The following is a 20,926-nucleotide window of genomic DNA, read 5'->3' as shown; positions in this document are numbered from 1 at the left end:
TTTATTCTTCTGAAGCGTCAGTTTCGTCTTCGTCTACATCGGCACTATCTTCCATTTCAGAAGCTGGCTTAATGTCGATCTTGTACTTTGTCAAACGTGCAGCTAACCGAGCATTTTGTCCCCGCTTACCAATTGCAAGAGAAAGTTGACTGTCAGGAACAACAACGGTACAAGAGCGTTCTACAGAAGTAATTGTTGCTGGTGCTTCTGAATTTTCTTCACTTGATACTTCACTACTTTCAGTAGCTGCTGAATCATCACTTGCTTCTTCTGCAGGTTGTTCTTCAGTTGTTGGTGATTCTGGTTCGTTAAAGATCACATCGAGAACTTCTGCTGGATTAAGTGCATTAGCAATAAATTGTGCTGGATCCTTAACATATTCAACAATATCCATGTTTTCACCATCAAGTTCATTAACAATGGCTTGAACACGTGAACCTCGAGGGCCTACACAAGTACCAACAGGATCAACGTTTGGATCATTTGAGTACACGGCAACCTTAGCTCGATCTCCAGCTTCCCGCGCAATATTTTCAATTAAAACAGTTCCATCCTTAATTTCAGGAACTTCACGTTCAAATAGCCGCTTTAATAATTCTGGGGCTGTCCGACTAACGAAGATTTGTGGACCACGACGATCATCATTTACCTTTGAAACATAAACCTGGATCCGGTCATGGATGTGGTAGTGTTCATTTGGCATCTTGTCACGATAACCCATTGCACCTTCAACACCATCACCAAGATCAACCCACGTAAAGCGCTTATCCTCACGGGAAACTTCACCAGTGATGATTTCGTTTTCGTAAGTCTTGTACTTGTTGTAAATGATCTTCCGTTCTTCTTCACGCAACCGTTGCATAACTACTTGCTTGGCAGTTTGTGCAGCAATTCGACCGAAATCACGTGGGGTAACTTCTTCACGGATTTCGTCACCAACATCGTATCCTTGACCGTGAGGCAACTTTCGTGCATCAGCAAGGCTCATGTATTCGTTATCGTCTTCTTCGACCAGGTCTTCATTATCGGTAATAGTCTTAACGGCATAAACCTTAATGTTACCGGTAACTCCGTCAAAGTCTACTTCAACGTTCTTTTCACCGTAGTTTTGCTTATAAGCTAATTCTAGAGCTTGTTCCAAAGCCTCAACTACAACATCCTTCTTGATCCCTTTTTCCTTTTCAAGGTAATCAAGAGCGGCGATCATTTCAGTGTTTACTTTTGTTTTGCTCACCTTTTAACACTCCCTTTAAATCTTACTAAAGTCGATTGCTAACCGTGCTTGTGCGATCACTTTACGGTCAATTTTTACTTGGCGCCGACGGGTCTTATCCATGTATTCCAATGTTAATTCATCCGGCTTAAGGTCAACTAATGTTCCTTCATAAGCCTTCTTCCCTTCAACTTGTTGGTAAAGGGAAACGTGAATATAATCATTCACTGCTCGCTCATAGTCGGCTTCCTTCTTCAATGGCCGTTCGGCACCTGGTGAAGAAACCTCAAGGAAATATGCTTGAGGGATCGGATCCGGTTCAGTATTGTCGAGTGCTTCACTCAATTCATCACTAATATCCGCACAGTCTTCTAGAGTTACTCCCCCATCCTTATCAACATAAACCCGTAAGTACCAGCTTTTACCTTCCTTAACGAATTCAAGATCATAAAGGTAGCAACCATGCTTTGCTAAGATTGGTTTTGCTAATTCAGTTACTGTTTCAACGACACTGCTCAACTGCGTCACCTCCATTGTTTGCAATAAAAAGAGCGAGCATCTCTGCTCACTCCAACGAGTTATTTACCATGTATATTATAGCATGAACAATTACAACTAGCAAGCCGCAATGCTTAGAAGAGGCTTAGCTGGTTTTCATCAGGTAGACCATCCAGAACATGATTCTGTGTTAGGAAGTCAATAATTGTTTGTGAAACCTTTCCCCGTTCAGCAAGGTCCTGCTTGGACAAGAATTTCTTTTCTTCCCGTGCAGCAACAATTTGCTTAGCAACGTTTAACCCTAAACCAGGGACTGCCCGGAATGGCGCAATTAATGAATCACCATCAATTAACCAGTCACTTGCATCTGACCGTTCGAGATCAACCATCTTGAACTTAAAGCCCCGCTCTAGCATTTCATTTGCCAATTCAAGGATTGTTAATAAACTCTTATCCTTTGCACTAGCATCATTCCCTTGGTCGTTGATTTCTTTCATCCGTGTCTTAACCGCATCCTTACCGTGAGACATGGCAACGACATCGAAATCATCAGCTCGAACAGAGAAGAATGCACAGTAATAAACTAGCGGGAAGTAAACCTTAAAGTAGGCAATTCGTAATGCCATTAAGACATAGGCTGCCGCGTGAGCCCGCGGGAACATGTACTTAATCTTCAGGCAAGAATCCATGTACCATTGTGGAACATTTACGTCCCGCATCTTCTTTTGCCATTCATCTGGAATACCGCGTCCGTGCCGCACTGATTCCATCACCTGGAAGGACGTTTCAGAATCAAGGCCATAGTGAATCAAGTCGGTCATAATGTTATCACGACATCCGATCACGTTGGCAATCGTTGCGACTCCTTGTTTAATCAGCTCTTGTGCATTATCCAACCACACACCTGTCCCATGAGAAAGTCCAGAAATCTGTAATAACTGAGAATAATTTTTCGGGTGGGTATCTTCAAGCATCCCCCGCACAAAACGGGTCCCGAACTCTGGCAATCCAAGTGTCCCTGTCTTACTTTGGATTTGTTCTTCGGTAACTCCTAAGGCTTTAGGACTAGAGAAGAGGCTCATCACACCAGGGTCATTCATTGGAATGGTTTGTGGATCAACACCAGATAAATCCTGGAGCGCACGAATCATCGTTGGGTCATCATGTCCCAGGATATCCATCTTCAAAATATTATCGTGGATTGAGTGGAAATCAAAGTGGGTTGTTTCCCAGGCAGCATTTTGATCATCTGCTGGGTACTGAACCGGTGTAAAATCATAGATCTCCATATCATCGGGAACAATAATAATTCCCGCTGGGTGCTGACCAGTCGTCCGTTTTACCCCAGTGGCACCGTGGGAAAGACGATCCTCTTCTGCCCCCCGGAACTGCTTATCGGTGTCTCGTTCGTAAGCTTTAACGTACCCGTAAGCAGTCTTATCAGCGACCGTACCAATCGTTCCCGCACGGAATACGTTCTTTTCACCGAACAGAACCTTCATGTAATTATGGGCAATCGGTTGGTAATCTCCGGAGAAGTTCAAATCAATATCCGGAACCTTATTCCCTTTAAACCCTAAGAAAGTTTGGAATGGGATATCATGACCATCTTTAACCAATAATGTCCCACAACGCGGACAATTCTTTTCAGGAAGGTCAAAGCCAGAACTATATTCCCCCTTAGTGTAGAAGTGAGAATAGTGACACTTTGGACACCGGTAATGTGGTGGCAACGGGTTAACTTCCGTAATTCCAGAAAGGGTTGCAACCACACTCGAACCAACAGAACCACGAGAACCTACCAGGTATCCGTCCTTATTCGACTTTGCTACCAACCTCTGGGCAATTAAGTAGATAACTGAGAACCCGTTTTTAACGATACTATTTAGCTCAAGTTCAACCCGGTCCTTGACAATTCTTGGCAACGGATCGCCATACCACCTTTTAGCGGTATCCCAGGTCCGGTCCTGGATTTCTTGTTCTGCACCCTTCATGTGTGGCGTATAAAGTTTATCCTTGACTGGACTGATATCATCATCAATCATATTCGCAACTTTATGGGTATTCGTAACAACAATTTGGTGTGCCAGATCATCACCAAGGAAGCTAAATTCATTTAGCATTTCGTCGGTTGTCCTGAAATGAACATCCGGCCGACTCGTTCTGTTTAGTGGATTTGCACCCCCCTGGGAATTAATTAAAATCTTCCGGTAAATTGCATCATGGGCATCCAAATAATGGACATCCCCCGTTGCAACAACTGGCTTATCTAGGTTCTCACCAAGTTTAACCATGTTCTTCAAAATATCTTCAAGGTGAGCATCATCAGCAATCACCTTTTGTTCCATCAACGGAAGGTAATTGGGCTTCGGTTGAACTTCAATAAAGTCATAGTATTTCGCCTTTTGTTCGGCCTCCGTGAAGCCCTTTTCCATCATTGCGGTAAACACTTCACCAGATGAACACGCAGTACCCAAAAGCAAGCCTTCCCGGTACTTAGTTAGAACACTCCGGGGAATCCGTGGCACCCGGGCAAAGTATTTAACATTCGACATCGAAACTAACTTATAGAGGTTCTTCAACCCCGCTTGAGTCTGGGCCAAAATAGTAACATGGAATGGTCGCGCATGGCGGTAAGCATCATTATCTGCCATATGCTTATTTAGTTCACTAATTTTCTTAATCCCATAACGCTTTTCTGCATCCTTCAAGAAAATGTGGAGCAGTTTTCCGGTCGCTTCAGCATCGTAATTTGCCCGGTGGTGGTGTTCAAGCGCAACCTTAAACTTTTTACTCAGAGTATTTAACCGGTAACCCCGCATGTGAGGGTAAAGAAAGCGCGCAAGAGGAAGAGTATCAATAACTGGTGCTGTAATTTCCTCCATATTGTGCCGTCGATATCCGGTATTCATGAACCCCATATCAAAGGAAACGTTATGTCCGGCAATGATGCAGCCCTTACAGAAGTCTTTAAACATTTTAAAGACCTCTTCCTCACTTTTCGATCCTTTGACCATTTCATCGGTAATTGATGTTAAATTGGTAGTTTCTTCAGAAAGTGGGAAACCAGGATCAATAAATTCATCGAACCGCTCTAAGACTTCACCATCTTTCATCTTTGAAGCAGAAAGTTCAATTACTTTATCATAAATTGCGGAAAGACCCGTTGTTTCCACGTCAAAGATAACGTATGTTTGACCATCAAGAGGGGTGTCATTTTCGTTATAAACTAACGGAATCCCATCATCAACAACGTTGGCCTCAACACCATAGAGCATCTTTATTCCAAACTTTTTGGCCGCCTTAAATGCTTCCGGAAAGGCCTGAACGTCGGCGTGATCCGTAATTGCGATTGCAGGATGTCCCCATGAATGAGCTCGACCAGCCAGTTCGGTAATTGAATTAGTGGCATCCATTTGGCTCATTTCAGAGTGAGCATGAAGTTCGATCCGCTTATCGTCAGCAGGAGCCTTATCTTGACGTTCCTCATGTTTAATTTCATTCACGTCAAATGCATTAATAACTAAATCATGCATCCAGGTATCCTCTTGGACAGGTCCGCGAACCTTAAGCCACATGCCAGCTTTAATATTAGCAAATTGGGCCTCATCTGCCTCATTCCGGGAGAACTTCTTTACGGCAAATGATGAAGTATAATCGGTAATTTCAAAAGTAAGCAGTTGTCTTCCCGAACGTAATTCACGGACCTCGGTATTGAAAACATATCCTTCAACAACGACCGAGCGTTCTTCTTCAACGATGTCCTTCATCTGCTTAACTTCTTGAGAATCATTTATTAGCCGACCAAGTTGAACTGGCCCGTCGGCAGGAGCAACCGCCTTTTGCTGCTTTTTCTTTTTGGCAACATTATTCTTTTTAATCTGCTCCATTGCCTTAGCCGCCAGTTTAGCATCCGCAGCTTCATGCTTAGCCTTTAGCTCCTTAATCCGTGCTTCAGAAGCTGACTCGTCAACAAAGGGGTGAATCCGAAACTTAGGAAAACCAAGCTCAACGTAGTACTCTTCAATTTTTCCAAGAACGTTCTTAGTAAGGAATTCCTTCATCATTTCGTTTTCAATAACAAGGGTAACCCGACCATCTTTTACTTCTGGTGCAGTCTGGGTGCAAACTTGCTGGGTCATTGGTGAATCAGGAGCAGTATGACGAACTACATATTCCCAGTAATCTCCAATTAACTTAGAATCAAGGTCAGTCATCGGACTACTAATTTTTACCTGTGTATTGGCAATGTCACGAAAACCCATTTTTAAGGCATTTCCAAAATCATTAAAGAGGTTAAACGGTAATGGTTGGCGTATCATTAAATGAAATTCCCATAGTCGTGAATCCTTATGCACCACAACTGATTGAACCTTTGCATCACGAAAGGCCGGATTATCTTTTTCTGGAAAGTGAATTTGTTCAAGTAACTTTTGAAATAATTCTTGTCGCGATAAGCTCACTTGTATCCTCCTACAATAAAAAAGTGGTGCGTTGATAAGTTAAACTTTACCATCGCTACCACAAATTAATGATTAGACTAATTATTTAGCTTCATTAGCATCTTGTCCACTAAGTTGCTTAAGCAAAATACCAACAGTATCAGCAACTTCTTCGGTCTTAACTTCGACTGTTTCACCAGTCTTCCGAATCTTAATTTCAACAATCCCGTCGGCAGCCTTTTTACCAACAGTAACCCGAATTGGTAACCCAATCAAGTCAGAATCAGCAAACTTGACACCGGCACGCTCTTTACGATCATCTAACAGAACCTCATAACCAGCTTTTTCTAAGTTAGCAGTGATTTCATTAGCCATTTCCATTTGGTCAGCCTTCTTGGCATTTACAGGAATAACGTGAACATCAAATGGGGCAATACTATCAGGCCAAACCAAACCATTTTCGTCAGCAGTTTGTTCCGCAACCGCAGAAAGTAACCGACTAACACCGATTCCGTAACTTCCCATAATAACGTCCACTAAGCGACCGTTATTATCAAGGACTTGAGCGCCAAGCTTATGGGAGTAGTGAGTCCCTAATTTAAAGATGTGACCAATTTCGATTCCGGGAGTGAACTTAATTGGGTGGCCGTCTGGGGCAATTTCACCTTCCTTAACGTTCCGGAAATCACCAAATTTATCAACACGGAAGTCCCGGTCAATATTAGCGTTAATGTAGTGGTAACCATCCTCATTTGCACCACAAGCCATGTTAACCATTACCTTAACGTAATTATCAGCATAAACCTTAATGTTGTCATCAACATTAACTGGTCCAAGTGAACCTGGATGTGCACCAAGGTACTTCACAGCATCTTCTTCACTAGCCAGAGTTAATTCCTCACAACCCAGTTCATCCTTCAACTTTGCTTCGTTAACTTCATCGTTACCACGCATTAAAACGAGAACTGGTTCTGATTCTTCTTCACTCATCTTAGCAATGTAGAACATTGTCTTAATGATTTGGTTTGAATCAATCCCAAGGCTTTCTGCCGCTTCATCTACACTGTGAGCGCCAGGAGTTGGCTTCTTTTCAAGTTCCTTGGGTTCATCAGTTTGTTGAACCCCAGTGAACTTGCTAGTAGCCTTTTCCAAGTTTGCAGCGTAGTCACCGTCAGTATAAGCAATAATATCTTCCCCAACTTCGGCTGGAGCGGAGAATTCTTGAGAGTTCTTACCACCCATTGTACCTGAATCAGCCAAGATTACCTTATAGTTCAAGCCAATCCGGTCAAAGATGTTCCGGTAAGCCTTAGCTTGAAGATCATATGCTTGATCCAATCCTGCTTGGTCAGCAGAGAATGAGTAACCATCAAGCATTTCAAATTCTTTACCACGGAGGATTCCATAACGTGGACGATCTTCATCACGGAACTTATCTTGCAATTGGTAAACAACAAGGGGTAACTTCTTGTAAGACTTAATGCTATCCCGGATAACTTCAGTAAAGGTTTCTTCATGAGTTGGTCCCATAATGAAATCGCGATCACGACGATCCTTTAGTTTAAAGAGGTTATCGCCATAGCTTTCGTACCGACCAGATTCCTTCCATAAGTCAGCAGGAAGTAATGCTGGCATCATCATTTCAACGGCACCTGCTTTATCCATTTCTTGGCGAATAATATTTTCAACTTTCCGAATAACCCGGTAAGCCATTGGCAAGTAAGCCCAGACACCAGCGGAAACTTGGTAAATATACCCAGCCCGAACCATCATCTTATGACTAAGTGCCTCTGCATCACTTGGTGCTTCCTTTTTTGTTGGAATTAAAATCTTTGATTGTAGCATACAAATACTCCTTTTCCCTTATCGAATGAAATAACGTTGAATGTCATTCCACGTAACCAAAATCATTAATACTAATAGCAAGAAAAAGCCGATCATCGTCACAATTCCTTCAGCCTTTTCTGGAATTGGGCGCCGGATAATCGCTTCGATGATGTTTAGTAATAATTTCCCACCATCAAGAGCTGGAATTGGCAACAAGTTAACAATCCCCAAGTTAATCGAAAGTAATGCTAAGAAGTTCAATACTCCCGTAAAACCAAGTGATGTTGCCTGTGATGCTCCAGCATAAATAGCAACTGGTCCCCCAAGATCATTTAATGAGAAACCATGGGTAAACATATGACCGAGGACACTAAAGATTAATGTTCCGGCTTCAACAAATCGTTGCCAGCCGAAATTAATTCGGGCTGAGAAACTCTTATCCGTTTCTTCAAGGATCCCAATTTGACCAATCTTTTGATTTGATTGTTTAACAGTCTTAGGAACCATTGAAGTGGTGTGCTGTTTACCATTGTGCTCATAATTTACCGTAATCTTTTTTCCAGGATGAGTTGAAATTGCGGTCGAAAGATCTGTCCAGTTCTCAATTTTAGTATGATTAACACGGGTAATTCGATCACCACTTGCAAGCCCTTCACGAGCTGCAATTGAGTTTGAATTAACGTGGCCAATCTTATTGCTATTTACCGGAACACCCCCGCTGAGAAGGAAACCAAGAATAATGAAAACGACAAGAGATAAGATAAAGTTATTCATCGGTCCCGCAAAGTTGGTCATCATCCGGGCTGGCAAACTAGCTGAGTTAAACTGAACATCCTTTGGCGCAATTTGGACAACAGTCCCATCGTGTTCCGTAATCAAAGCATCATGAGCAATATTATACGTCTTAAGATCATTCTCATCACTATTAACATATCCCTTAATCCACAAGCCATTGACTAAATCAGAATCAACAACTTGTAGTGGGATTCCTTGAAAAAGGGTTGTCTTTTGACTTGCGTTAATGTTAGTAACAAGGTCTTGATCGTTTAATTGAATTGTTACTGGCGTCCCAGGACGTAATTCATCTTCATCCTCGTCATCTGCACCAGCAAGGCGAACATAACCACCTAATGGTAAAATCCGGATCGTGTAAGTTGTTCCACCGGATTGTTTCCACCAGATCTTGGGCCCCATCCCAATTGAAAATTCACGGACGAGGATTCCCGCACGTTTTGCAAAATAATAGTGTCCAAATTCATGAACTAAGACTAATATTCCGAAAACGATTATAAAGGTGATGATTGTTATTATCACAAAATCCCTTCTTCTTTCAGAATTAAATAATACCTAAGAGGTGCATCATCGGCATAACGATTAACATACTATCAAACCGGTCAAGAATACCACCATGTCCTGGTAGAATCTTTCCGGAATCCTTCACACCATAAAAGCGCTTGAGTGATGATTCAATCAGATCACCAAATTGTCCCATAATTGATAAGACTAACGTCAAGCAAACCATTGGGATAAATGAACCACCAACCGGAATAAAGTATAGGTAAATAGCAAGAATGATTGTTGCGGCAACCGTTCCGCCAATTGAACCTTCCCAAGTCTTATTAGGACTAATCTTTGGTGCCAACTTATTCTTTCCGATTTTTCGTCCAATAAGGTAAGCCCCACTATCGGTAATCCAGACAATTAACATCCCATACAACAATGTTTGGAAGTTTATGGCCCGTGCTTCTACAAAGTAACGAAAACCAAGGCCAATGTAAAGCATCGCTAACGTTAATACCCCAGCATCATCAAAGGTAAAACGCTGTTTACGAATTACGGTATGTAATAGCAACAAGATTACTAAAAAGTAAAATGCAAACCACCGGGTAGCGACACTAGGTAAGAAATCTAGCCAACCATCAGGAAGGACTAATAATGCCACTCCTAAGTAAGAGACAATGGCCTCAAACGAAATCAGAAACATTTTCTTCATTGCCAGGATTTCACTCATTGCAACAATGCCCAGCACAATTGCGGCAATTGTTAATGGCCAATGACCATAAACAATTAGCGGAATGAAGATCGCTAAACCAACAACAGCAGTAATTATCCGTGTTTTCAATGTTTTTCTCCCCAAACTTAATTATTTTTTAAGCCGCCATAACGACGATGACGTCCTTGAAACTCAATAATGGCATCTTCCAAAGAAGCGCGATTAAAGTCGGGCCAGTAGACATCAGTAAATTCAAATTCACTGTAAGCAATCTGCCAGAGCATAAAATTACTAATTCGTTCTTCACCACTAGTTCGAATTAGGAGATCAGGATCAGCTAAATCACCTAACTTTGCTGACATCATATTCTGCGAAAGTAGCTGTTCATCAATCTGTTCACTACTAATCTCGCCAGCGGCTACCTTTTCGGCAATGTGTTTAGTGGCCCGAATAATTTCATCGCGACTGCCATAATTCAAAGCAAAATTCAAAATCATCCCATCACAATCGGCAGTATCTTTAATCGCATCGTTAACCGCCTTTTGAGTCCCAGCAGGTAACTTGGTGATATCTCCCATCACCATTACCCGGACGTTATGTTTAACTAGATCCGGAACAAAGGTTGAAAAGAACTTGATTGGTAATTGCATTAAATAATTAACTTCACTCGATGGTCGCTTCCAATTCTCAGTTGAAAAAGCATAGAGTGAAAGAACTTTTACCCCTAATTCACTAGCAGCAATCGTCACGGTCTTCACAGTCTGCATTCCCTGCTTATGACCAGCGACCCGTGGCAAGTGACGCTTTTGCGCCCACCGGCCATTTCCATCCATAATAATTGCAATATGGTTAGGAATTCGTGTTGGATCTAACTTTGCATTACTAGCTGAGGATACTTCTTTTTTGCCAAACAAAACAGTTCCTCCAGACAAAATTTTGGATTTAAAGTAAAAACTACTTGTCAATTATAAATGTATTGGGGCGAAAAGCCAACCCTAACTAAAAAAAGAGCGAAAACGAACTAGTTTCCCAACTCGCTTTTCGCTCTTCTAAAATAACGGGGATATTAAATTAACCCATTAATTCCTTTTCCTTATCGGCGGCAATGTCTTCAAGGTTCTTAATTCCATTATCGGTTTCTGCTTGAACCTTCTTTTCAAGATCATGGAATTCGTCATCATTGAAGTCACCATCTTTGTTACCCTTCTTCAAGTCGTCCATTGCTTCACGACGGACGTTTCGAACGGCAACCTTAGCCTTTTCGAGTTCAGCTTTAACATCCTTAACGAGTTCTTTCCGACGCTCTTCAGTGAGTTGTGGAATCAAAATTCGGATAGCTGAACCATCATTTTGTGGTGTCAAACCAAGATTAGCAGCATAAATTGCCTTTTCAATGTTGTCCAATGAACTTTCGTCATATGGAGTAACAAGCAATTGCCGTGCTTCAGGGATGGTAATTGATGCCACTTGGTTTAATGGAGTAGGTGCACCGTAGTAGTCCACCTTAACACCATTAAGCAAGCTTGCGTTTGCCCGTCCGGCACGGATATCAGCTAAGGTACGACGTAATGCATCGCCTGACTTGGCCATTTTATCCTTTGCTTCGTTTAAAATTTGCTTTCCTGTAGCCATAAGTTAATCCCCCTCAATTGTGGTTCCAACTTCTTGTCCCTTAACAACCTTCATAATATTGCCGGGAGTATTCAGGTTAAATACAACTAATGGAATATGGTTATCCATTGAAAGTGAACTTGCAGTGGTATCCATAACATGTAAGTTCTTTTCGATTAATTCCATGTGGGTTAAGTGATCAAATTTAACGGCGCTTGAATCCTTATTTGGATCTGCACTATAAACACCATCGACACCATTCTTACCCATAAGAATAGCATCGGCATTAATTTCAGCAGCACGCAATGCAGCGGTAGTATCAGTTGAGAAGTAAGGACTTCCAGTACCACCAGCAAAGATCACGATCCGATCCTTTTCAAGGTGACGAATTGCCTTCCGCCGGATGTAAGGTTCAGCGATTTGACGCATTTCAATAGAAGTTTGGACCCGTGTTGGAACATCAAGTGATTCCAATGCATCTTGAAGTGATAATGCGTTCATAATTGTTGCTAACATTCCAATGTAGTCAGCCTGTGCACGTTCCATTCCAAGTTCTGCACCTGTAACACCACGCCACATGTTTCCACCACCAACAACAATGGCAATTTGAACACCTAAATCATGGACTTCCTTTAATTCCTTAGCGACATCTTTAAGCACTGGTGGGTTAATTCCAAAGCCCTTTTCACCTGCAAGAGCTTCACCACTAAGCTTTAAAATGACACGATTGTATTTAATGTCTGACATAAACCTGCCTCCTAATGGTATTGTTTTCAAAAAAAGGCGCACTTCAAAGAGTACGCCCTTTCTAGCCGAACGTTGTTTAGTTCATTTGGTCCTTAACTTCTTGAGCAAAGTCATCTTGCTTCTTTTCGATTCCTTCACCAACTTCGTAACGAACAAATGACTTCAACTTACCATCGTTAGCAGATACGAATTCAGCAACGGTTTGGTCTGGGTTCTTAACAAAGTCTTGGTCAGCCAAGCAAATTTGTGAAAGGAACTTGTTTAAACGACCTTCAACAATCTTGTCAACAATCTTAGCAGGCTTGCCTTCGTTCAAGGTTTCTTCCTTGAAGACTTCACGTTCATGGTCAAGACGATCTTGGGATACATCGTCACGAGTCATGAATTCAGGGTTGATAGCAGCAACGTGCATAGCAACATCCTTAGCTGCATCTTCATTTCCGCCTTCAAGAACAACAAGGGCAGCAATTTGGCCACCTTGGTGAAGGTAGGCACCGAAACTGTCGCCGTCTTCCTTTTCAACAACTTCAAAACGACGAAGACTAATCTTTTCACCGGTCTTTTGAGTAGTGCTGATCAAGTCATCGTTTAAAGTACCGTTTTCAGTCTTCATAGCAAGAGCTTCTTCAACGTTAGCTGGCTTGTTTTCACTGATTAACTTAGTAACCTTCTTCAATAAATCCTTGAATGGGTCACTTGCAGCAACAAAGTCAGTTTCTGAGTTTAATTCAACGATAGCAGCTGTGTTACCACTAACAGCAATGTCAGCTAAACCTTCAGCAGCAACGCGGTCACTCTTCTTAGCAGCCTTTGCAATACCCTTTTCACGTAAGTAGTCCATTGCCTTATCCATGTCACCATCACTAGCAACTAATGCCTTCTTGGCATCCATGATACCGGCACCAGATTTCTTACGTAATTCCATAACTTGAGCAGCTTTAATTTCAGCCATGATTAGATCTCTCCTTCGTTAACTTTTTAATAAAAAAGGCCATTTGGTACTCAGGCCACAATGGTCCGTACGCAAACAGCCCAAGTATTTAATACTTAATTATCGTTTAATTACTTACCTTCAACACTGTTCTTAAGGTTCTTTAATGAATCTTCAGAAACTTCTTCGTGTTCTTCAGCAGCGTCGTTAGTATCAGCTTGCTTGTTGTCATCTTGACCTTGCTTACCTTCGATAACAGCATCAGCCATCTTTGAAGTGATAAGACGAACGGCACGAATAGCATCATCGTTTGATGGAATTACGTAGTCGATGTCGTCTGGGTCAGTGTTAGTATCAACCATGGCAACGATTGGAATGTGAAGCTTTTGTGCTTCCTTAACAGCAATTTGTTCCTTGTGTGGATCCACGATGAACATTACATCAGGAATCTTTGGCATATCTTCAATACCACCTAAGAAACGTTCAAGCTTTTCACGTTGCTTAGTCAAAACAGCAACTTCCTTCTTTGGAAGAACATCAAAAGTGCCGTCTTCAGACATCTTCTTCAATTCCTTCAAACGAGCAATCCGTGATTGGATAGTCTTCCAGTTGGTCAAAGTACCACCTAACCAACGGTGGTTAACGTAGTATTGACCTGCACGGGTAGCTTCTTCTTCGATTGAGTCTTGAGCTTGCTTCTTAGTACCAACAAAAAGAACAACACCGCCATTAGCAGCAACATCCTTCATGTAGTTGTAAGCAGTATCAATCAACTTAACAGTCTTTTGTAAGTCAATGATGTAGATACCGTTACGTTCAGTGAAGATGTATTCTTCCATCTTTGGGTTCCAACGGCGAGTTTGGTGACCGAAGTGAACACCGGCTTCAAGCAATTGCTTCATAGTAACAACAGACATAAAATATGTACCTCCAAAATGTTTTTTCCTCCCCAATAATCCTCTGGCAGTCAAACTGAATTAGCACATTGCCACCATCCTATTGGGTGTGAAATTGGCGTTTAACACCGAAATATAGTATACAAAAAAGCGGCTCATCTGACAAGCTTTTATCCATAACTTCACAGAATTAATTTAAATACTAATTCCTCTCAAGTGTAAGTAGTGTTCTTTTTGCTGTCTACTTTGGTGTTTGAAATGGTATTCAGCACTTAATGCATCATGTTTGGTTGGATATTCGCACCAGTAGATCAGCTTAAGTGGGTGGCGTGATTTTACCCGCGTATATTTTGCTCCCTTATATGTTTGATGAGTGTGAAAACGTCGGAGCACATTGGTAGTAAAACCACAATAAAGGCTTTGGTCGGCACAATGTAAAACATACATGTAATAATGTTTACTTTTTATCGCCATAAAGCAACCGTTGTACCTCAGTTCCGTACTCACCGTTAGCTTGATTAACCACTAATGGGGGAACGACCCGGATGCCACCATCCCCACCATCTTTAATTGCCTCAATCAATACGATATTTGCTTCCCGATCCGGTTTTGGATGGATAAAGCGGATCCGTTTAGGAGCAAGACGGTGACTTGTTAATGTCGTTAAAATTTCAGCTAAGCGATCTGGACGGTGGACTAGGTATCCCCGACCATTCATCTTTAAGAGGCCACTCATCTTTTCGACAACCATTGTTAAATTAGTTTTAATTTCATGACGAGCAATCGCTAAAGCTTGGTTAGGGTTCTTTTGACTATGCTCATTATTTGGAAAGTATGGTGGATTACACAAAACGATATCTGCTGAATCCTTTGGTATCTTCTCGTAAACGTCCTTAATATCCATATTTAAAACATCATAACGTTCTTCTAAATGGTTTAACTTGACGGTTCGCTCTGCCATATCTGCAATCGGCTGTTGAAGTTCTACCTCTGTGAAGTGACCACCAAGCTTCTGATGGAGAAAAAGGCCAATCGCCCCATTGCCAGCACACAGATCAACAATTTTTGCTTGGCGCTTCTTATTTGGCCGAACAAAATCAGCTAAGAGAACTGCATCTAGTGAAAACGCAAAGCAGTTTGGATTTTGAATAATTTGAACATCCTGGCTGTATAGTTGATCAATTCGTTCATTTGTTTTTAGTAATTTATCATTGTCCATTTACCACTCACCTCTTTTAAAACTTGCAAGGAGTTGATTTTTTCGTCATAATAATGCCAGTTATTATTCAGATTAAGATTGGATGATTTTATGCTATATTCATTTCTCGTTGCCATTGTTCAACCATTTTTAAACTTAATTAATGGCAAAGCTAAAATTTATAATAAGGAAAATATACCCGACGGCAATTATATCATTATTGCCCCCCACCGGACATGGATGGATCCGGTCCTAATTGCTCTAGCGATCTACCCAAAGAAGTTTAGTTTTATGGCAAAAAAGGAGTTATTCAAAAATCCTTTAGACGCCTTCTTCTTAAAACGGCTCCATGCTTTCCCAGTTGACCGTAAAAATCCCGGTCCATCTGTTATTAAGAAGCCAGTCCAGATCCTGCGGAAGACCGATCTATCAACAATTATTTTTCCATCAGGTTCCCGCTATTCAAGCAAGTTAAAGGGTGGTGCTACTTTAATTGCCAAATTAGCGAATGTTCCTCTCGTTCCGGTTGTTTATCAAGGGCCACTCAAGTTTGGTGAAATGTTTAAGCGACAACCTCGCCACATTGCCTTTGGTAAGCCAATCTATGTTGACCGCAAAAACAAATTAGATGATGAAAGCCAGGCAAAACTAGAAGATGAAATGCAAAAGGCTTTTGATGAACTAGACCACCAAATTAATCCAAATTACAAATACATTGTTCCACCAAAGCCAAAAGATGACGACTTTTAATTATAAATTGAAAGAAATCTGGGAATTAACCTTCTTGAGAGACAAATAGGCTTGCACCGCTGCATTAAGCTCTAAGGCCCTGGTTACGACGCAAAGCTAGCCTTTAGGATTCCCGTAATTAGACTTTATAAATTTGAAACTATTAAGAATAGATTAAGGGTGAGAAAAACAAAACGTTTTTCTCACCCTCTTATCTTTTAAAAATTACTTATTTGCTTTTTTGGCTTGCGCCTTCATGGTTTGCATCATTTGATGTAACTTTCGGCTAGATGGCTTCTGGCCCATTTGTAACATCATTGTCCGCAACATTTCTTCACTAATAGGTGGATTATTGCGAAGGTAGTTTTCCATGTAACGACGAGCACCAAAGAAACCGCCAACTAAACCGATTAGTAAGGCGAGGATTACCAATGAAATTGTTAATGCCACAACTACTTTCCTCCTTTTTTAGTTACTGTTCAATAGTACACGAAAGTAGTCGACTTGAAAAGGGCTAAACAATTTTAGTCATCCCGTAATCCCTTTTTCCGTTGAATTTCACGAACCTTTTCCGGAGTAACTTCCTTACCGTTATCATCAAAGATCCGCATCATTTCAATATTACTCCGCATTGCTTCACGGAAATTCTTAAGATATTCTTTTCTTAACTTTGCCCGTTCTTTTGTTTCGGCTTCCGTTAAACCTTCTTCTTTATTTTTGTGGGCAAGTTCATTAATTCGCTTTAATAACTTTTCCTGGTCTGTAGATTCAGCCATAATTATCTCCTCACATTCCATATATTCTTAAATTACTACCTTGATCTTAGCTAAATTGGTAGCTATTTTCAAGATATCTACTAATTAGCTTTTATCGCGAACGTACGTTTGAAAATCGTCATTCACTATGATATTCTAAGAATAATATCAATAGCCAAATGAGGTGTCAAAATGGCAAAAGCTGCAAGTCAAAAACAAATTGCCGTATTAAATTGCATTTACAAACACGTTAAGGATCACGGTTACCCACCAACAGTCCGCGAAATTTGCGGAACCGTTGGCCTCTCTTCCACCTCAACCGTCCATGCTCACTTAACTAACTTAATTAAGGAAGGCTACCTCCAAAAGGATCCTTCCAAACCACGGGCATTAGAAATCACTAAGCAAGGGCTTGATCTTCTCGGAATCGAGCCAGAGCAAAAGGAGATTCCAATGCTCGGTGTAGTCACAGCTGGTCAACCGATTTTAGCCGTTCAAGATACCACTGACTACTTCCCTCTCCCTCCTTCGATTAAGGATGCTTCTGGATTATTTATGTTAAAGATTCACGGGACAAGTATGATCAAGGCAGGAATCCTTGACGGGGATGACGTCATCGTCCGCAAGCAATCAACTGCAAAAGACGGTGAAATTGTGATCGCCATGACGAGTGATAATGAGGCCACTTGCAAGCGTTTCTACCGCGAACCAGAAAATAAACGCTACCGTCTTCAGCCCGAAAACGATACGATGGCACCGATTTACTTAGATAACGTTACAATTCTTGGGAAAGTGATTGGTTTATACCGTGATCATATATTCTAATAGATATATCACCATTAAAGCATAGCAGAAACTTAAAGTAGTTCTGTTGTGCTTTTTCTTTTGCGCTCAACTAACCATACCAGAAGCATCACAATCATAACATCTGGCAAGGTATTCCCGACCGGTAAGTCGATCAGCATCAAGCACCGGTAAACGATGAAGCCAATCAACCATAGATTGAAGTTTCGCCAATTAACCTGTTGATTACGATTATCAAAATGGAAAACAAAGCGGTCCATAATCTGAATTGTAATCATTGGAGTAAACACGGAACCAATAATATAGAGAAAGTTACTGAAATTATCCATCGGCAAAATAATCGCTCCCAGAACGCCAAAGACCGTTACCAAGATCCCAGTTGAGCGGGATGACCACTTAACTTTTAGTGTCTGGGCAGAAACACCAGCAGAATAAGCATCCATAAAGGTCGTGGTGACTGTCGAGAGGAGAACAATGGCTAAGCCACTGAGACCCACTCCAGCACCAAGCATTATTTTAGCGATGTTCGTTTCACCGGTTAAGAGGGTTGCACCTAAGCCAACGATTGCCATCCAACAACTAATCACCCCATACATAACCGCACTAACACCGCTCGCTTGTGCCGGCTTCTGGGCTACCGAAGTATAGTCTGAAATTAAAGGTAACCACGAAAGAGGCATCGAAATGGCTAATTCTAGTCCTTGACCAAACGACAGGCTGCCTAGACGACTGTTGACATGTGGCTCCGTAAAGATGAGGTAGCAAAGGCCAACCGTTAGTAGCAGCAAAGCAGCTAGTGCAACCAAATTAAGCCATTTTAGTCGTCGAATCCCAATAACCAACCATAAAATGATCAAAATCCCAATTAACAGGCACCATGTCGGTTGACCAAGTTGCCAGAGTCCATCAGCCGCTAATGAACCATCATAAATCATAATCCCGGTCCAACCGACTAGCTGGAGGACATTCAATAATGCAAAAAACAACGCCCCAATTTGACCAAAGCTAAGTTTAACGGATTCCATTGCACTAATCCGTAACTGACCACCAATTACTCCCGAAAGGAAAAGAAGGCTACAACCAATAAGGTGGCCTAAAATAATCGCGATAATTCCTTTCGTCATTCCTAATGGTGCCAAATACGTTCCTGTCAGGATCTCGGCAATTGAGATTCCTGCTCCACACCAAATCATTCCATTTTCAAACAGTGATGTCCTATGTTGCATCAGTTCCACCATCCTTTACATGATTAGCGGAACTTGATCCTGATAAAGAAAAGTTGACCAGGTTTAAAACCTGATCGACTTTAAAATTCTTAATTGAATTCCCTCCGTTGGCATTATCCAAATCAGGTCCCATGGGTCGAAGATCACATCTTCCTCTCAGCCTGTTATACAAGCTCCCCGTTTATTGTTAATTACAGTATAACACTTTTATCTAAGATTAATTTTCGCCCTTGCCATAAATCCGCTTGTAATCTTTTTGTCCCTTAAGAACAAACGGTGCTGGATCCTTTTCCCAGTCAAGCTCTACATCATCAGGATTCATCCCTAATTGAGAATTAAATTGCTGTTCGTATTCTTCAATTGATACCTGGTGACGATCAGCTAAGTCCGCGTTAACGTTACTGAGGTATTTTTCAAAACCAGCTTGTAAAATTCCACTGTAGAATTCACCTTCAGCTCCGGAACCATAGCTAAAGAGGCCAATCCGGTCACCAGCTTTAACCTGGCCATTTTGCAATAGCGACATCAAGCCAAGGTAAAGTGAACCGGTATACAAGTTACCTACTTCACGACAATACTTTTGACTTGCGGTTAATTGCTCCCGCATCTTCTCCGCAATTGGGGAATGATCATCCTGGAGTAATCCTTCAAGAGCCTTCTTCCCCATCTTGGTAAAGGGAAGGTGAAATGCAAGCGCAGCAAAATCATCGAGTTGGCGCCCCGTTAATTGACGATAGCGTTGCCAGCATTGGAGGAAAAATTCAATGTAGACGTTAGTCGAGTACTTCCCATCAACATGCGCTTCAGTGGCATATAGTGGCCGCCAGAAGTCCATTAAGTCCTTGGTGTATGAAACTGTAGTATCTTCAAGAGCCAAAACATGTGGGTTAGCAGTAACCAACATTGCGACTGCACCAGCACCCTGGGTCACTTCTCCGGATGTTTCCAAACCGTACCGGGCGATATCAGCAGCAATCACTAAGACAGCTGATTGCGGATTCATGGCAACTAATCCCTTGGCAAATTGGATCCCGGCTGTTGCGGAGTAGCAGGCTTCCTTTAACTCTACAGTCCGTACAAAGTCATCCAGGCCTAATAGATGCTTTACATAAATTGCACTAGCCTTTGAATTATCAATTCCTGATTCCGTGGCTACAATGACAGTCGACAAGTGTTTCTTATCCTCACTTGTCAGTAGCTTTTCAGCCGCCGTAGCGCCTAGTGTTACGATATCTTGACTCATTGGCACAACGACTTGACGATCTTGGCCAATTCCAATCGTGTACTTGTCTGGTTCATCTCCCCGCTTCCGGGCCAATTCCCGTAAGTCAATGTATTCATCGGTTGTAGCAAACGCCATTTTATCAATTCCAATTTTCATTTTTCTTCCCCCATCTTATCCATCGTTTCATTTAAGAGGTGGTCAACAATAATATTCCCATCATTATCAGCGTGACCCTTTGTCCACTGAAATTCGAGCCGGCTAAATTGTGGCAACAGTTTGACAACCTCCTGCCATAACTCCTTGTTAGCGACTGCCGAACCGCTACTTGTTTTCCAGCCCCGTTTTCGCCAACCATTTAACCAGTGCTTCATAATTGGATCCAAAACGTAATGAGAATCAAGGATTGCAATAATTGGGCTATCCTGCTTCTTATTTTTCAACAGGATTTGAAGAGCATTCCGCAATGCCATTAGCTCCATCCGGTTATTCGTTGCCCCAAATTCCCCACCAGTTTTGGTAAAGGACTTGTCACCTTTCTTAATCAATAATGCCCAGGCAGCTTTATCCGTCTTTTTAACGTGTTGGCCTAACTTATTTCCGTGGTTCCGCGATCCACCATCTGTAAAAAGGTAAATCGCATCAGGGTTATTTTTATTTATTTTTTTCTGATCGGTATCCCATCCATCAAGCCACTCGGTTGCGGTTTGCATATCCAAAAAGCTTTTATATACCGCACCAGGATAACCGCTAATTTCCCGCTGACACTCAGGCCAGGTTTGGTAGATCCCGGAGTGCCGCCCCTTCTTTACTGCATAGTACTTACTCATAATC

The 20,926-nt window shown here is 41.7% G+C and carries 20 protein-coding genes and 1 riboswitch; of the genes, 2 read left to right on the top strand and 18 right to left on the bottom strand.

Annotation, left to right across the window (positions count from 1 at the left end; all coding sequences use genetic code 11):
* Position 1 precedes the first annotated feature (1 nt).
* The 13 genes from nusA to H9564_RS01190 all read right to left on the bottom strand — a co-directional run bounded on the left by nusA (position 2) and on the right by H9564_RS01190 (position 15,377).
* Positions 2-1,234, bottom strand: a complete 1,233-nt coding sequence (gene nusA, locus H9564_RS01250; RefSeq protein WP_191683761.1) for a transcription termination factor NusA — start codon at positions 1,232-1,234, stop codon at positions 2-4.
* A gap of 15 nt (positions 1,235-1,249) precedes the next feature.
* Complete coding sequence (gene rimP / locus H9564_RS01245; protein WP_191683760.1) at positions 1,250-1,732, bottom strand: ribosome maturation factor RimP; 483 nt, start codon at positions 1,730-1,732, stop codon at positions 1,250-1,252.
* Positions 1,733-1,845: 113 nt separating this feature from the next.
* Positions 1,846-6,174: a PolC-type DNA polymerase III gene (locus H9564_RS01240; RefSeq protein WP_191683759.1), complete on the bottom strand. Its 4,329-nt coding sequence runs from the start codon at positions 6,172-6,174 to the stop codon at positions 1,846-1,848.
* Positions 6,175-6,255: 81 nt separating this feature from the next.
* Positions 6,256-7,998: a proline--tRNA ligase gene (locus H9564_RS01235; protein ID WP_191683758.1), complete on the bottom strand. Its 1,743-nt coding sequence runs from the start codon at positions 7,996-7,998 to the stop codon at positions 6,256-6,258.
* 18 nt (positions 7,999-8,016) lie between these two features.
* Positions 8,017-9,294 carry an RIP metalloprotease RseP gene (gene rseP, locus H9564_RS01230; protein ID WP_191683757.1) on the bottom strand — a complete coding sequence of 426 codons (1,278 nt, stop codon included), beginning with the start codon at positions 9,292-9,294 and terminating at the stop codon, positions 8,017-8,019.
* A 22-nt stretch (positions 9,295-9,316) separates the two neighbouring features.
* The gene (locus tag H9564_RS01225; RefSeq protein WP_191683756.1) at positions 9,317-10,102 is read right to left on the bottom strand and encodes a phosphatidate cytidylyltransferase; all 786 of its coding nucleotides are present in this window, start codon (positions 10,100-10,102) and stop codon (positions 9,317-9,319) included.
* A 17-nt stretch (positions 10,103-10,119) separates the two neighbouring features.
* Positions 10,120-10,887, bottom strand: a complete 768-nt coding sequence (locus tag H9564_RS01220; protein ID WP_191683755.1) for an isoprenyl transferase — start codon at positions 10,885-10,887, stop codon at positions 10,120-10,122.
* 157 nt (positions 10,888-11,044) lie between these two features.
* Positions 11,045-11,605, bottom strand: coding sequence for a ribosome recycling factor (frr, locus tag H9564_RS01215; RefSeq protein WP_191683754.1), 561 nt, complete (start codon positions 11,603-11,605; stop codon positions 11,045-11,047).
* A gap of 3 nt (positions 11,606-11,608) precedes the next feature.
* Entirely contained in the window at positions 11,609-12,331 is a 723-nt protein-coding gene (gene pyrH / locus H9564_RS01210) for a UMP kinase (RefSeq protein WP_191683753.1), read from the bottom strand.
* A 76-nt stretch (positions 12,332-12,407) separates the two neighbouring features.
* Positions 12,408-13,283, bottom strand: a complete 876-nt coding sequence (tsf, locus tag H9564_RS01205; RefSeq protein ID WP_191683752.1) for a translation elongation factor Ts — start codon at positions 13,281-13,283, stop codon at positions 12,408-12,410.
* 110 nt (positions 13,284-13,393) lie between these two features.
* The gene (rpsB, locus tag H9564_RS01200; RefSeq protein ID WP_191683751.1) at positions 13,394-14,179 is read right to left on the bottom strand and encodes a 30S ribosomal protein S2; all 786 of its coding nucleotides are present in this window, start codon (positions 14,177-14,179) and stop codon (positions 13,394-13,396) included.
* Between the two features lie 174 nt (positions 14,180-14,353).
* Entirely contained in the window at positions 14,354-14,626 is a 273-nt protein-coding gene (locus tag H9564_RS01195) for a GIY-YIG nuclease family protein (protein ID WP_191683788.1), read from the bottom strand.
* Positions 14,616-15,377: a tRNA1(Val) (adenine(37)-N6)-methyltransferase gene (locus H9564_RS01190; RefSeq protein ID WP_191683750.1), complete on the bottom strand. Its 762-nt coding sequence runs from the start codon at positions 15,375-15,377 to the stop codon at positions 14,616-14,618. The genes H9564_RS01195 and H9564_RS01190 overlap by 11 nt, the downstream gene beginning before the upstream one ends.
* A gap of 90 nt (positions 15,378-15,467) precedes the next feature.
* On the opposite strand from H9564_RS01190, the gene H9564_RS01185 reads away from it, so the two are divergent.
* Positions 15,468-16,106 carry a lysophospholipid acyltransferase family protein gene (locus H9564_RS01185; protein WP_191683749.1) on the top strand — a complete coding sequence of 213 codons (639 nt, stop codon included), beginning with the start codon at positions 15,468-15,470 and terminating at the stop codon, positions 16,104-16,106.
* Between the two features lie 204 nt (positions 16,107-16,310).
* Here the strand turns inward: H9564_RS01185 and H9564_RS01180 are convergent, their stop codons facing one another.
* A complete protein-coding gene (locus H9564_RS01180; RefSeq protein ID WP_003716917.1) occupies positions 16,311-16,535 on the bottom strand; it encodes a YneF family protein in 225 nt (74 codons plus the stop codon).
* Between the two features lie 74 nt (positions 16,536-16,609).
* Positions 16,610-16,861, bottom strand: coding sequence for a DUF896 domain-containing protein (locus H9564_RS01175; protein ID WP_003716916.1), 252 nt, complete (start codon positions 16,859-16,861; stop codon positions 16,610-16,612).
* Between the two features lie 171 nt (positions 16,862-17,032).
* Here H9564_RS01175 and lexA point away from each other — a divergent pair, with 171 nt between their 5' ends.
* On the top strand, positions 17,033-17,665 hold the full coding sequence (gene lexA, locus H9564_RS01170) for a transcriptional repressor LexA (RefSeq protein ID WP_191683748.1): 633 nt from the start codon (positions 17,033-17,035) through the stop codon (positions 17,663-17,665).
* A 32-nt stretch (positions 17,666-17,697) separates the two neighbouring features.
* On the opposite strand, the gene cytX is transcribed toward lexA, so the two are convergent.
* The 3 genes from cytX to H9564_RS01155 all read right to left on the bottom strand — a co-directional run bounded on the left by cytX (position 17,698) and on the right by H9564_RS01155 (position 20,925).
* Complete coding sequence (gene cytX / locus H9564_RS01165) at positions 17,698-18,870, bottom strand: putative hydroxymethylpyrimidine transporter CytX (protein WP_191683747.1); 1,173 nt, start codon at positions 18,868-18,870, stop codon at positions 17,698-17,700.
* An 81-nt stretch (positions 18,871-18,951) separates the two neighbouring features.
* Positions 18,952-19,060: riboswitch (TPP riboswitch) on the bottom strand.
* A gap of 27 nt (positions 19,061-19,087) precedes the next feature.
* The gene (locus H9564_RS01160) at positions 19,088-20,251 is read right to left on the bottom strand and encodes a hydroxymethylglutaryl-CoA synthase (protein ID WP_191683746.1); all 1,164 of its coding nucleotides are present in this window, start codon (positions 20,249-20,251) and stop codon (positions 19,088-19,090) included.
* Positions 20,248-20,925 carry a ribonuclease H family protein gene (locus tag H9564_RS01155; RefSeq protein ID WP_191683787.1) on the bottom strand — a complete coding sequence of 226 codons (678 nt, stop codon included), beginning with the start codon at positions 20,923-20,925 and terminating at the stop codon, positions 20,248-20,250. Before H9564_RS01155 ends, H9564_RS01160 begins: the two co-directional genes overlap by 4 nt.
* Position 20,926: the final 1 nt, after the last annotated feature.

It is taken from the genome of Limosilactobacillus avistercoris, assembly GCF_014836425.1.
Taxonomy (GTDB): domain Bacteria; phylum Bacillota; class Bacilli; order Lactobacillales; family Lactobacillaceae; genus Limosilactobacillus; species Limosilactobacillus agrestimuris.
Note: the sequence above shows the minus strand (reverse complement) of the source record. Positions and strands in the feature narration are given on the sequence as shown.